This is a genomic window from Commensalibacter communis, assembly GCF_947179015.1.
In the GTDB taxonomy this organism is placed as follows: Bacteria; Pseudomonadota; Alphaproteobacteria; order Acetobacterales; family Acetobacteraceae; genus Commensalibacter; species Commensalibacter communis.
Window position 1 is genome coordinate 260,022 of record NZ_CAMXCM010000001.1, and the last position, 13,174, is coordinate 273,195.

Below are 13,174 nucleotides of genomic sequence, written 5' to 3' on the forward strand. Positions count from 1 at the left end.
AATTACCCCACCTTGTTCCCTAGATATTTCTTCTTTACTATTAATACGGTTCAAAAGACAATAAGAATTATAAATTAAGTAACGAAAATGAGAGTTTTTGCTTTTGATATTTACACCAATAGCAAAAATTTTTCATTTAAAGAAACGGATTTAATATAGTTTGTTATAAATGTATAGCTCGACTTAAGCTATTATCATGATTGTTTTGCTAGTTTGGAAAGATTTTTCCTGGATTTAAAATATTTTTTGGATCCAAACTTTGTTTGATTTTTTCCATTAGCTCTAGCTCTACCCCGCCACGCCATGAGGGCATCATATAGTTCTTTAATTGCCCAATACCATGTTCAGCAGAAAATGAACCTTCCAAATCGTAAACAACTGCACAAACAGCATCCATCAAATCATGGCTTTTATTCATAAAATCTTTGCTGTCGCCATTGGCAGGTTGAACCAAATTAAAATGAATATTCCCATCCCCTAAATGTCCAAATGGAGCAACCTGTATTCCTGGATAGATTGCTTCGCATGCTTGGGTTGCACGTTCAATAAATTCTGGAATAGAGGAAATGGGAACAGAAACATCGTTTTTAATGTTTGCCCCAGAAAGTTTTTGTGATTCAGATTGTTCTTCTCTGAAACGCCACAAATTAAGTCTTTGCGTTTCGCTTTCCGCAAGAACGGCATCGAGAATAATTTCTTCTTCAAAAGCTTTTTCTAGGACGGTTTCAAAGAGCTCTCTTAATCCATCCCCTTGTGCCGGAATGGCCAGTTCGACAACTATATATACGGGTGCTTTGGTTTCAAGTGGGAAATTTAACTCTGGAAAATGTTGGCAAACCAGATCCATGCCTTTTTGTGAAATATATTCAAATGCTTGTAATGCAGCAGGGTTATAATTGTTAAACAGATGTAGTAAACGTAGTGCATGTTGCAAATCTGGCACTGCACACAATGCAACTTCTGTAGAACGCGGGAGGGGGTGTAAATGCAGAACAGCAGCTGTAATAATGCCCAGCGTTCCTTCTGATCCTATAAAGATTTGCTTTAACGCATACCCTGTATTGTCTTTTCTCAGGCGACGTAAATTATGTAATATTTGACCATCAGCCGTTACAACTTCTAGACCCAAAACAAACTCTCTAGCATTGCCATATCGTAATGTATTATTACCACCAGCATTGGTTGCAATAACGCCTCCAATTTGTGCAGAGCCTTGGGATGCAATAACGATCGGTAAATATAGCCCTGCATTTTTCGCTGCATTTTGGGCTTCTTCTAAAATAACACCAGCTTCCACAGTCATCGTAGAATCAATGGTATCAATATTGCGAATTTTATTCATGCGGCTTAGGCTAAGGATGATTTGGTTACCTTGTTTTGGTGGCGTTGCACCACCGACAAGGCTTGTATTTCCACCTTGTGGAATAATCGTTACATCATATTGGACGCACAATTTAACGACATCTGAGACTTCTTGCGTATTCTGAGGTCTTAGTACAGCAATACTATTCCCCTGAAAGATTTGTCGCCAATCAGTGTTATAGATTTCGGTATCTTTGGGATTGGTGATAATTCCTTGTGAACCGACAATAGAGGTCAGGTCATGAATAAAGCTGTTAATATCCATAAGAGTAATCCATTAATGAAGGTAAGTTGTATTATCGGGTTGATACGGTTGATACATAGCAGAATTAAAAACCGAAGTCCCAGCAATTCCAAAAAATAAACCACATAATATTGAAACAATAATCGTGGCTGTTTTAAAGGGGAATTTGTCAGATTGAGCATGAAGTTCAGTCTGTAGCTCAGCTCTAGATCGTTGTGTAAGCAATAATTCTGACTTTAGTGTTTCGTTTTGTCTTCTTAAATCACGAATAACGATATCTAATTGAGTGATATTGCGAGTTAGGTTTGAAATGTGGGAACGCGCTCTGGTCAACTCCAGAGAGTCTGACTGATTTTTATATTGAGCATTATTAGCGCTGTTTGATGAAGGGGGATTATTGGCAATATTTTTAAAAAGGTTTTTTAATGCTCCACCCGTAATCGTATCCTTTTTTGCCCTTTTTTTAATTGTTTCGAGCGCATTTGCAGATTGCCCTGGTTGGTCTTCTAAAACCAATGCCAGAATATCAGCAAGGACTTTTAACTCTTTGGGGTCTATTTTTTGGTTCATTTTTAATTACGTTGTTCTTGGTGCGGCAGCACGGGTTAACCTATCACAAATTGCTAATCCTAATCCGACTTGTGGAATGGACATGACTGCAATTCCTTTTAATCCTAATGCTTGTCCTTGTGCATCTAGATCGCGTAGATATGCAAACAAATTTTGTGCGGCCTCTTCTAAATTAGCATTGATACTTAAGTTTTTAGACAAGCCAGTATGTTCTATTGGATGCCCAAAAGCAAGTAAAGCTTCATCGGGTGCCACATGGGTGCAATTCAACCGAACTGGTAAAGAAGGTGCATAATGAGAACTCAGCTGACCAGGGGAAATAATTTTGGTTTCGATGGGGTGGCTGATTTCTATGGTTCCACAAATAGAGGTTAATGCTTCCAAAGAAATACCACCGGGGCGTAATAGAGTTGGGGTATCACGGCTTAGATCGAGAATAGTGCTTTCGACACCCACTTGACAGGGACCAGAATCAATGATGGCATCAATTTTATGATTAAGCTCTTGAAATACATGTTGAGCCGTAGAAGGGCTGATTTTACCAGAGTTGTTCGCAGAGGGGGCAGCAATCGGTTTTTTGCTGAACTGAATCAGTTGTCTTGCGACCTTCGTGTTGGGAATACGTACCGCCATTGTCGGTAAATAAGCAGTCGCAATAGGACTTATTTTGATAGGATTATCTGTTCTTTGGTTCAAAACCAACGTCAAAGCGCCTGGCCAAAATTTCAATGCCAGCTCATAAGCAAGTTCTGTTTTTTGAACAAATTGAAAGAGATGATCTAACTCGGCGAAATGAATAATTAACGGATTAAAGCTTGGGCGACCTTTAGCTCGATAAATTTTCTCTACAGCCTTTGTATTGGTTGCGTCAGCACCCAATCCATAAACAGTTTCTGTGCCAAATGCGACGACGCCCCCATGCTTAATGATGGTGGCTGCTTGTTGGATTTCAGATAGTGAATCAGAAAATAAAGAAGTCATCAGGAATTAATCACTCAAAATTACTTAAATAATCATCAATCAATGTACTAGAACAAAAGAAAGGCGGAATACGTGATCCTTCTTTGCCATATTGTAAAGGTTGGTTGTCAAAACTGCGCAAATATCCACCAGCAGCCTCAAGTATTGCTTGAGGAGCAGCCGTGTCCCATTCCATAATAGAGTTAAGGCGAAAATGCAAATCAGCTTTTCCTTCGGCAATGCGTATAATTTTGGCAGCAGATCCCATCGCTTTGATTGAGCAAGCTGGAAAATTTTCAAGCTTTTCGCTTAGTTGGGGATCATTTGAATGGTTATGAGAGGTAATAATGCGAAAACCGTTTTTAGGAAGTGTGCTGACATGAATAGGAATTTTTTTGTTGTTCTCAATTCGCCAAGCTCCTTGACCAACAATACCGCAAAAGATTTCATTATAAGCTGGCAAAGCAACAACGCCCATAACAGGTTTGTGGTTGCGGATCAGACCGATATTGATGGTAAAGTTCTTACTGCCTCGGATGAAACCCTTGGTACCGTCAAGGGGATCGATTAACCAAAATTCAGAACCAATTTTGGTATGGATGCCTTCGGATGTTTCTTCTTCGGCAATAATGGGGATGGAGGGGACGGCTTTTCGTAAACCTTGCAAGATTAGGGTTTCTGAGGCTTTATCTGCTTGGGTTACGGGGCTGAGGTCAGATTTCGTAGAGACAATTAACCCTTTTTCACGGATTTCATTAATAATGACTGTGGCTTGTGCTGCCAAGTCAATTGCCAATTTCATTAATTGTTGGTCAGAAAAAGGGTGCATTGTAAAATTTGAACCTAAATTAAGAATTTTTGATTGAGCGTGGAGATAAGAAATTTGATCATATCTAAAGTGAACTCAGTTTTTATAATTCAATTATCATTTAGAGAATATATCAAAAATATCACTGTGAGTAGATATTTATAGGATGCGATAAAGTTACATAACTTTCCTGCATAGATATTGTTGCTAAATATGAAACCCGTTTATATAAAGAAACTGCATTTGATTAGGTCATTATTATAAATGAATATTAGTAGGTGAAGCTGTTGTCTTCTCTCGTGCATGTGGGTTTCCCATCTATGTATGCGAATATAAGTTTATAGGCGTATAAATGCTCCAAATCGGTTGTATAGTTCATTGGTAGAACGCTAAATTTAAGATTTAGAAGTAGCAGGTTCGATTCTTGTTATAACCACCATAATAAAATGCCCCAAAATTTTAAGGATGGCAGCCTTAAACTCTTTATAAAATGAAGGGGGGTCTAGGGGGAAGATATTTTCTAATGAAGGTTAAATGATCTTCGGGTGATTTAATCTAACAGCGGAAAGCATGGTCATCACCGGTTAAAGATGATGTTATGATCGCTTTATTATCAGCAAGATGATGGGATTTATATCAAATTGCCTGTAGTAAAGCCATCATAACCACTCGCGGCAATCTGTCGTGATTATGTATATATTTGACACTTAGACCCTTCATTAAAATCGTTATTTTATGGATATCCACGATGACACAAAGTTTGATCGAAAAAATTACAGGTAAAAAAACCATTATCGTTCAAGAAAATGAACGTATGATTGCGTCGTATCAAGGGCGGGTTTTAGGATTTTACTCATCAGGAGTGCATTCTTTGCCTAATCGGGATCATTCTTTGGAATATACTATCTATGATTTAAACCAACCTGTTTTTTTCAGTGATTTAGAAAAAATTATTCGGCGGAAAATGCCTAGAGAATTAGAGCGACATGTCTTCATCATTGTAGCAAACGACAATGAAATTTGTATTATCAAAAATGGTATCGCAGTTTATGAGGTTTTAATGCCTAATACTGAGCGTCTGTTATGGAAAGATGCCGGAGAATGGTCAATCCAAAAAATTGTCATTCCAAACGATTATCGTATGGATGCGAAAGTTGTAAAACAGTTTGGATTGGAACAGAATGTCCTGTCTATCACAACAAATGAGAACGAAGTTTGCATCATCAGAAACGGGAATTTGGTTTATGATGTTCTTAGTCCTAATAAAGAATGTTTATTGTGGAAAGATGGAGAAGATTGGTCGCTTGAAAAAATTACCATTCCAGATGATTGCCGAGTTGATAATAAAGTTGCTAAACAGCTTGTTGTTTCCAAAAAGGCGTCGTTGTTGGTGACCTCCACGATTGAATCTTATGAAAAAGGGATATTAAGAATTGATGGTATTATATATCCACCATTAGAGGCAGGGACATATTACTTTTGGAATATCGCGGTTAATCTTACGGTTAAAAAAATAGATTTGCGTCGTCAGACTTTGGATATTACTGGTCAAGAACTATTAACACGCGATCGGGTAACTATTCGTATTAATCTGACCGCAGATTATACAGTAGAAGATCCAATGATGGCTGTTTCAGCAGTCAAGGATTACCAAGCAGCCCTTTATAATACGTTACAATTAACGTTTCGTAAAACTTTAGGGGAAATGTCTTTGGATCAGATTTTGGATCGCAAATTTGCTATTGGTGATGAAACAATGGCGATGGTGCGTGCGGAAATGAAATCCATTGGATTAGAAGTGCATAATATTGATTTAAAAGACGTTATTTTGCCTGGAGAAATGCGTGATATTTTTAATCAGGTCGTTGCTGCTGAAAAGCAAGCAGAGGCGAATGTCATTCGCAGACGTGAAGAAACGAATGCGACACGTTCATTATTGAATACAGCCAAAGTCATGGCGGATAATCCGATTATGTTGCGTTTGAAAGAATTGGAAAGTTTAGAAGCTATTGCTGCCAAAGTCGATCATTTAACAGTTCATAATGGTACCGAAGGGCTGATGAATGATTTGGTTAAGCTAAGAAGTGGTAAATGATAGTTAAGATATATTTTGATTTTTTTCTTGATGCAAAGTCTGTTCAAGGAAAAGAGAAAATACTGAACAAGATTACTCGACTTTTAGACAATCAATATGGTTATGCATCAGTGAACCATATTGAGAATAATAAATTCATCATAGCTTATGAAATAGATACCTGAAAAAATTTGATATTTCGATTGATTGAATTTTCTCAAACAATAGGAAGGTAGTGGATTATCACAGGTTCTATCAATGATGATTTGAGTTTATGGAGTAATGATCCAAGAGTTATTGGGGTTAGTCATATTGGGATTAATGTAGATAAATCAAATAGATAATTCAATTATGTATTTGCTGCTGCTTTCTATTACAATTGTTTCATTTAGAACGCAATCAACTGTTTATGACCTTCATTCTATTGTTAATCATAGAGTGAAGGTCATATGACTTTATTGTATTGTCGATACCCAGCCACGTTCAATTTGATAGCCATAGCCTGTTAATTGATATGGTGTTATATTAATTTTGGTTGAGACTGTTTTGCTTGAAAAATTACTCAAGCTACCTATACAATCGGTATTATATTCAAAGGGAAAATACATTTTTGATGTGTTTCCAATGGCGCCGCCAAAATCTGTGGAAGTCACAGGGCCGTAAAAAACACTAATCTTTGCTAGTAAATTACATGATGGAACAACAAATTGGGGAAAGCCAACTTTATAAAATGCATAATATTCTGCAAATCCACTTCCTGATGTTTGCAGATTGCTAACGGTGCTTGGTAAAGTCCAGCTGCCGATATGGACTGTTTGTCCTGTTTGTTCGTCTTGTAAGTCACCACTCCATGTGTTCCCGGTGGTTTTTTTAACGGTCATTTTGTAATTATGACCATAAGTGGTTGGAAATACTACGCCACAGCTTACACCAGGACCGCCATCAGCTCCGTTTGAGCAATTTGGATCTGTTGTGGTTGAATTGGCAATAAATGATGAAAATACAGCTCTTAGATATTGTTTTCCATTGATATCATATTGTGGTTGAAGTCCAGTATATGCACCATTTCCTTGATTGCCAGAGTTATTAAAATAAAATTGTTGTGCAAAATAGGTGCCCGTCGCATGTAGAGTATTTTTATTTACTGTAAATCTGAAGGTTAAATTTGTTAAGCCGGTGTTATTATAAGGCTTAACAAATTTACCGATTTGCCAAGAAAACCCTACATTCCCAGCTGGGACATACGCCATCGCATTAGATATTCCAATTAGAAAAGTAGAAAAGATACCTACGATTAAACTAATTGTTTGTTTTTTGTTTTTAACCATAATATTGGTTGATCCTTTTTGTATAAAATGAATAAAATATAGTGATAATTATTTAAAATTTATAATAATTACTAGTACAATATAATATTATATTCAAAATAAATACACAAGTTCGAATTTATATACTTAGAAAAATTCAATTTTTACTTATAATTTAACGTCTATATTTATTTGTAATTTATTTGTGGTATTTCATTATGTAGGTTTCTGCGTTTGCCCTTTGTCTGACAAAATGCCGACTATTTGTGTATGATGTGATCAGCATTTTTTATAAACGTAAATTTCTTTGTTCTTTAGATTTCCTTGTTGGATATTTTTGATATAGTAGATTGAATTAATAATTATTTAATGAAATAAATTTTAAGTTTTTGAAGGATTATACAGATGATACCGACAGTCAGTTTTGCCAGTTTAAAAAAACCAGAAAAGGGTGATATTGTTCTTTTTACATTTGAGAATGGCGAACAAAGTGATTCTTTTCGTGTAATAAACAAAGCATTGGGTGATGCGTTGACTCGCGCGATTGCAGCAGAAGAGTATAAAGGGAAGTTAGGTCAAGTCTGTAAACTCGTTGCCCCAAGTGCGGAATATACTCATGTTGTGATTGTTGGTTTAGGTGAGCAGGCTGATTTTTCTATTGCCAAGGCCCGTCAAGCTGGTGGTGTGGCAGCAAAATCTTTGCAACATAAAACCACCGCTTTAACCATGATGACTGATTGGGATTTTACGGAATATTCGACTTATATTGCTTTGGGTGCATTACTAAGTGTGTATGAATTTAATAAATATTGCACAGAAAAAAATAAAAAAACCGATACAAAACACTTAAAAGAAATCCAAGTGTTAACTTCTGATTTTGAAGCAGCTCAAAAAGATTGGGGTAATATTGCCGCAGTGGCAGAAGGATCTTATTTGACCAGAAATTTGGTTAATGAGCCTGCTAATCACTTAACACCTCCTGAATTTGCCAAACGGATTAAAGAGCTCGAAACATTAGGCGTTTCAATTGAAATCCTAAACAGAGCTAAAATGGAAGAACTAGGCTTTGGTGCATTATTAGGGGTTGCGCAAGGCAGTGATGCTGAACCTCAAACCGTGATTATGCAATGGAAAGGCAATCCAGAAGATAAAGAAGCACCAGTAGCATTCCTTGGAAAAGGGGTGACCTTTGATTCTGGTGGAATTTCTATTAAGCCAGCTGGCGGTATGGAAGATATGAAAATGGATATGGCTGGGGCAGCCACCGTTGTTGGGTTAATGAAAACTTTGGCAACTCGTAAAGCCAAAGCAAACGTCATTGGTGTTGTCGGATTGGTTGAAAATATGTTGTCTGGGAATGCACAACGTCCAGGCGATATTGTCACCAGTGCTTCTGGTCAAACCATTGAAGTCTTAAATACCGATGCTGAAGGACGTTTAGTTCTGGCTGATATTCTTTGGTATACCCAAGATCGCTTTAAACCACGTTTTATGATTAATCTTGCGACCTTAACAGGTGCGATTGTCGTCGCATTAGGCTATGAATATGCTGGATTATTCTCAAATAATGATGAACTTTCAGAACGCTTATCAACGATTGGAAATGATATTGGCGAAAAAGTATGGCGTATGCCAATGGGACCCGCTTATGATAAAGCCCTAGACGCACAATTTGCAGATATGCAAAATATTGGCGGTCGTGACGGTGGGTCTATTACTGCGGCTCAGTTCTTACAACGCTTTGTAAATAAAACCCCTTGGGTTCATTTGGATATTGCTGGAACGGCTTATACTGGCAAAGGAACAGATAATGGCCCTAAAGGTGCAACCTCTTTTGGTGTCTGTTTATTAAACCAATTGGTTAAAGATCATTACGAAGCCTAAGGATTTTTAACATGGCCTCTGTTGGTTTTTATCATTTAACCAAGACTAGTTTAGAACAAGCATTGCCAGCGTTGTTGACACGCACGATGCAAGTAAAAGAACATGGGTTGGTCTTATGCAAAGATGACCAACAGGTTAAATTATTGACAGAGGCTTTATGGCGTATCACACATCCTGTGTGGTTGCCACATGGGTGTCAAACATCTAAACACCAAGATATTTCTCCTGAATGGCAACCGATATGGTTGACAGTGTCAGAGGAAAATCTTAATCAGGCTGCTTTTTTATTCATTGTAAAAGGGCAGTCTTCACTTTCTTTATCGTCTTTTAAACGAGTGTTTGATTTATTTGATGGGAATGATGAACAAGCCGTTCAACAAGCACGGGAACGGTGGCGGTTATTAAAACAAGAAGGTCATGATTTGACCTATTGGAAACAGACCGACAAAGGTTGGGAACAAGGCGGCAAGTAGTATTTGTGCTTTTTTGTTTATTTCTTTGCCATTTTACGCTAGTGAATAAACAACTCATTTTATATTCAATATCAAATTATCGCTTATCCATGATAAAGGAATAAGATTCTGTCACTTTTTATTCTTTGCTTATTATTGTTGATCGTCATGTTGATGGGATTACAGGGCGGGATAGCAGCAAAGCGGTATTATCAAGGGTATGTTTTAACTGGTCTTGAGAATGTTCCTTTGATAGGATCTTCTTTGGGTTGTATACTCACATTTATTTATTCAATTTTTTATTTGTCTACAACAAGTTTACCTTTGCCAATATTGAATAAGATATTTGGTTTCAGCTTTTATCTTGATGCATTAAACTCTTTTTGTTTATTTTGTCTTTTCTTATGTGGTGCATTATTTGTATCCTTTAAACGAGAGTTAGGCGCTTCTCATTATTTTCTGTTACCTTATGTAAATACATTATTGCTGTTATTATCAGGTAATTTATATTTTCTCGTCGGTCTTTTGTCTATTTTGATGATGATGACCTATGGTCTTTCAATAGGAAAAACTATTATTCCTTTTATTGGGTTGGCGAGTTTACTAATTATAGTTGTTTTATTGCCCGTACAAGTCGGTGCGCAAGGAAATTTTGTTTATTTACCCTTCGAAATATTAAGACAAATTAGTTTCCCACCCATCATATTATTTTTCGTCTTATTAGCCAGTAGCGTCTTTATGGGATTTGTTCCTTTGAGCCAGTGGCGAATGAATATTGCTCGGCAAGGTAAAGGGGATGTCGTTTATAATTTTATGCATCTGTTATTATCTATGGCGGGGATGTATTTATTGTTACGATTTTATGTCGATCTGGGTCAAAAAAGTGAAGCTTTGTGGCTTTCATTATTGGTAACAATGATGGGTGTCGTTGCCGCTTGTTATGCGGGATGGCAAAGTTTAGTTGTGAAGAGTTTCCAAGAACGGATCAGCTGTTTATATATATTGGGCAATGCTGTTCTTGTTCAAACGGTTGGCATTGTCTCTTCTTTTATGGTCTCTGAACAACAACAATGGATTTCATTTGCGAATGATGTGTTATATTTTGGTTTATTCATTCAGTTTATAGGATTCAGTTTTGTTTTTTTATTATCGGGTTTGTTAAAAGCCTATCAAACAACACCGTCTGAGAAACAAATTATTCCTTCGTCGATTTTAATTTCTTTGTTGCTTTTGAGCTTTTTACTATCAGGTTTTCCTCCATTTGCTGGTTTTGCAATATTATGGGGTAATTTACAATTATTATTGACGATGCCAGCAGGACATCATTTAACCAATACGTTATTAACAACGGTTATTCTTGGGTTAAATGCGATTATTTTAATCGTCTCCATATTAGGGTGGATACGATTAATTTTAACAGGTGGCGTGCAATCACTTCAAAAAGCATTACTAGAATTATCAGACTATTTTTCGCTGAAATCCTTTGCAGAAATTAAAATAGGTATTGCTCTTCTCTTTATTATTGCGTTGATACCAGGATGTGTTTTTGTCCTAGCACGTTCTGTTGCAACGAATGTTATGGGCATATCGGAAGCATCAAGTAACTTTTTCACTTTTACTATTTCCTCATCACATATTTCATTTACCCCTTGGCTTATTGCGGGCTTATTCATTGGCATTGTCTTAATAATAGGATGGGTTGCGCGTAAAGAGAGGCAAAAAGCGCCGACTTTATTATTAAGAGAATCAAATTCACAACCGAATACAAACCGTTCCATTATTGTCGAGGAAACAAGTTTTTCATTTGGACAAGCCAGTTTTCAAGCAATGTTAGAAAGACGTTTTTCGTTTATACGTTATTTCTCTGTTATCAATTATACCGTTTGTAAAAATTGGATACGACTAAAGAAAATTTCTTTACGGCATACGCATCATATCAATCTTTTCGTTTGGCAATATCAGAATTTGTTTCTGTTGATGATAATTGCGATTATCCTCGTTTCTATCAGTATGATTGCACGGTGATTGCGATGATGTTTTGGTTATTAACTTTTAGCGTCACTTTGCTGCATTTAATGATGGTTTTATTATTGGCTCCTTGGGTAATGGGGTTCCAAAAATGGCTAGAGGCAAAGATACAAGGCCTGCCTGTTGTTCCTTTTTGGTTTTATTGGGGTGAAATCTACTCGGTTAATATTAAACGTTTATCTAGTTTTTTAACGATTACCTATTCATATACCTCTTTATTGCCTTTCATAGCTTTGGGAGCAGCAATCATTGCAGCTTTACTGGTGCCTAGTTTTACGGTGGGAATGGTTACAGCTTCTTTTTCTGACTTGTTGTTAATTATTGCTTTGCTGATGATGATCCCCGTATCTTTTTTCTTGGTTTCCTTGCGCTATGATTCCTTGAAAAGTCTAAAATTGTTACAGACCATGTTGGTTGATAATCTTTTATTTTTGCCTGTCTTATTCTTCGTGTTAACCATAATTCGTTTCATTACAGGCAGTACATTCCTTGATACGGTGGTAATATTTTTTCACCAGTTTGGTGAATTTCCTTTGATGGCGTATTGCCCTTTATTGGTTGTGGCTTTTTCTTTGTTATTTGTGGTTTGGGATATGCCTAATTTTTCACAAAGAGAAGGGATGGATGGCTTTGGTGGGGCAGATAGAGGGTTGCTGCTTTACACAAATGATGTGCAGTTTTTAGTTTGGTTGTCTCTGATCGCGCTGTTTCTATGGCCACAAAGCTTAGTTATTTTGCAACTTGGTGATCACTATTTTATAAATTGGTTGCGCGCAGTTCCTTTTGGGATATTGGCTTGGGTTACTAAAATTATTGCTGAATGTTTTATATTGGCAATGATGCGCAGTTTATTGCTGTTTTCCAGTGGTATTTATCGTGTTGGTATTGCAGTTGTTCTAAGTTTTTTGGCAATTATCTTATATTTTGCTGGTTTGAGTGGAGAGTAACGATGTGGCTTTCCTTATTCATTAGTATTTTATTATTGGCAACGATTGGTGGAATGTCCCATCCTTCTGCTCAAAGTTTTACTCATTCAATACTAACTATTTTTTGTCTATTAGCAGGAAAAGAAAATGCGCTTGATTCACAGATTACCGTAGGGTGCATGATCTTGTCTTTTGCATCAGGTGTTGTTTTAAGTATTATTTTAAGGCGACAATCCTTTCCACGCTCTTTCAAAGAATTATTCTCTGGGCTTTTTTTCGTTATCTTGATGGTCTCGCTAATTGTATACATTTTGCCACCTTCTTTACCAAGGTTAGAATATGGAATTGTTTTATCCATTATTTTAATTGGTATGGTTTATAGTGTTTTAGGAAAAACAGTTGGTGGGCAAATTATGGGGGTTGCGTGTGCATTAAATGCATTGTCATTGGTTGTTGGGTTAAATGGGCAAGGCATGGCTTTTATTGCACTGGTTTCATTTTACAGTGTTTTTCTATTCATGTCTTACGTTGTTGTTTCTAGATTGGGGCGATTTTGATC

The 13,174-nt window shown here is 36.8% G+C and carries 11 protein-coding genes and 1 tRNA gene; 7 read left to right on the top strand and 5 right to left on the bottom strand.

What is annotated here, in order from left to right:
* Positions 1–208: 208 nt before the first annotated feature.
* Genes PQG54_RS01260 through cysQ form a run of 4 tightly spaced genes read right to left on the bottom strand, consistent with a single transcriptional unit; the run spans position 209 to position 3,965 of the window.
* On the bottom strand, positions 209–1,627 hold the full coding sequence (locus PQG54_RS01260) for an FAD-binding oxidoreductase (RefSeq protein ID WP_271789280.1): 1,419 nt from the start codon (positions 1,625–1,627) through the stop codon (positions 209–211).
* Between the two features lie 12 nt (positions 1,628–1,639).
* Positions 1,640–2,176, bottom strand: coding sequence for a hypothetical protein (locus PQG54_RS01265; RefSeq protein WP_271789279.1), 537 nt, complete (start codon positions 2,174–2,176; stop codon positions 1,640–1,642).
* Positions 2,177–2,182: 6 nt separating this feature from the next.
* On the bottom strand, positions 2,183–3,157 hold the full coding sequence (locus PQG54_RS01270) for an L-threonylcarbamoyladenylate synthase (RefSeq protein WP_271789278.1): 975 nt from the start codon (positions 3,155–3,157) through the stop codon (positions 2,183–2,185).
* A 10-nt stretch (positions 3,158–3,167) separates the two neighbouring features.
* On the bottom strand, positions 3,168–3,965 hold the full coding sequence (cysQ, locus tag PQG54_RS01275) for a 3'(2'),5'-bisphosphate nucleotidase CysQ (protein ID WP_271789277.1): 798 nt from the start codon (positions 3,963–3,965) through the stop codon (positions 3,168–3,170).
* 343 nt (positions 3,966–4,308) lie between these two features.
* Here cysQ and PQG54_RS01280 point away from each other — a divergent pair.
* Both PQG54_RS01280 and PQG54_RS01285 read left to right on the top strand, forming a co-directional pair.
* Positions 4,309–4,383, top strand: a tRNA-Leu gene (locus PQG54_RS01280).
* 309 nt (positions 4,384–4,692) lie between these two features.
* Positions 4,693–6,039, top strand: coding sequence for a slipin family protein (locus tag PQG54_RS01285; RefSeq protein WP_271789276.1), 1,347 nt, complete (start codon positions 4,693–4,695; stop codon positions 6,037–6,039).
* 434 nt (positions 6,040–6,473) lie between these two features.
* On the opposite strand, the gene PQG54_RS01290 is transcribed toward PQG54_RS01285, so the two are convergent.
* On the bottom strand, positions 6,474–7,346 hold the full coding sequence (locus tag PQG54_RS01290; RefSeq protein WP_271789275.1) for a hypothetical protein: 873 nt from the start codon (positions 7,344–7,346) through the stop codon (positions 6,474–6,476).
* A 384-nt stretch (positions 7,347–7,730) separates the two neighbouring features.
* On the opposite strand from PQG54_RS01290, the gene PQG54_RS01295 reads away from it, so the two are divergent.
* From PQG54_RS01295 to PQG54_RS01315, 5 genes are all read left to right on the top strand, one after another.
* Positions 7,731–9,209, top strand: a complete 1,479-nt coding sequence (locus PQG54_RS01295) for a leucyl aminopeptidase (protein ID WP_271789274.1) — start codon at positions 7,731–7,733, stop codon at positions 9,207–9,209.
* Positions 9,210–9,220: 11 nt separating this feature from the next.
* On the top strand, positions 9,221–9,682 hold the full coding sequence (locus tag PQG54_RS01300) for a DNA polymerase III subunit chi (protein ID WP_271789273.1): 462 nt from the start codon (positions 9,221–9,223) through the stop codon (positions 9,680–9,682).
* Positions 9,683–9,829: 147 nt separating this feature from the next.
* The gene (locus PQG54_RS01305; RefSeq protein WP_271789272.1) at positions 9,830–11,686 is read left to right on the top strand and encodes a hypothetical protein; all 1,857 of its coding nucleotides are present in this window, start codon (positions 9,830–9,832) and stop codon (positions 11,684–11,686) included.
* 5 nt (positions 11,687–11,691) lie between these two features.
* Positions 11,692–12,636 carry a hypothetical protein gene (locus tag PQG54_RS01310; RefSeq protein ID WP_271789271.1) on the top strand — a complete coding sequence of 315 codons (945 nt, stop codon included), beginning with the start codon at positions 11,692–11,694 and terminating at the stop codon, positions 12,634–12,636.
* Positions 12,637–12,638: 2 nt separating this feature from the next.
* Positions 12,639–13,172, top strand: coding sequence for a hypothetical protein (locus PQG54_RS01315; protein WP_271789270.1), 534 nt, complete (start codon positions 12,639–12,641; stop codon positions 13,170–13,172).
* Positions 13,173–13,174: the final 2 nt, after the last annotated feature.

Coding starts and splice junctions, on each gene's coding strand:
- PQG54_RS01260 (WP_271789280.1), bottom strand. CDS start 1,627: ATGGATATTAACAGCTTTATTCATGACCTGACCTCTATTGTCGGTTCA.
- PQG54_RS01265 (WP_271789279.1), bottom strand. CDS start 2,176: ATGAACCAAAAAATAGACCCCAAAGAGTTAAAAGTCCTTGCTGATATT.
- PQG54_RS01270 (WP_271789278.1), bottom strand. CDS start 3,157: ATGACTTCTTTATTTTCTGATTCACTATCTGAAATCCAACAAGCAGCC.
- cysQ (WP_271789277.1), bottom strand. CDS start 3,965: ATGCACCCTTTTTCTGACCAACAATTAATGAAATTGGCAATTGACTTG.
- PQG54_RS01285 (WP_271789276.1), top strand. CDS start 4,693: ATGACACAAAGTTTGATCGAAAAAATTACAGGTAAAAAAACCATTATC.
- PQG54_RS01290 (WP_271789275.1), bottom strand. CDS start 7,346: ATGGTTAAAAACAAAAAACAAACAATTAGTTTAATCGTAGGTATCTTT.
- PQG54_RS01295 (WP_271789274.1), top strand. CDS start 7,731: ATGATACCGACAGTCAGTTTTGCCAGTTTAAAAAAACCAGAAAAGGGT.
- PQG54_RS01300 (WP_271789273.1), top strand. CDS start 9,221: ATGGCCTCTGTTGGTTTTTATCATTTAACCAAGACTAGTTTAGAACAA.
- PQG54_RS01305 (WP_271789272.1), top strand. CDS start 9,830: ATGTTGATGGGATTACAGGGCGGGATAGCAGCAAAGCGGTATTATCAA.
- PQG54_RS01310 (WP_271789271.1), top strand. CDS start 11,692: ATGATGTTTTGGTTATTAACTTTTAGCGTCACTTTGCTGCATTTAATG.
- PQG54_RS01315 (WP_271789270.1), top strand. CDS start 12,639: ATGTGGCTTTCCTTATTCATTAGTATTTTATTATTGGCAACGATTGGT.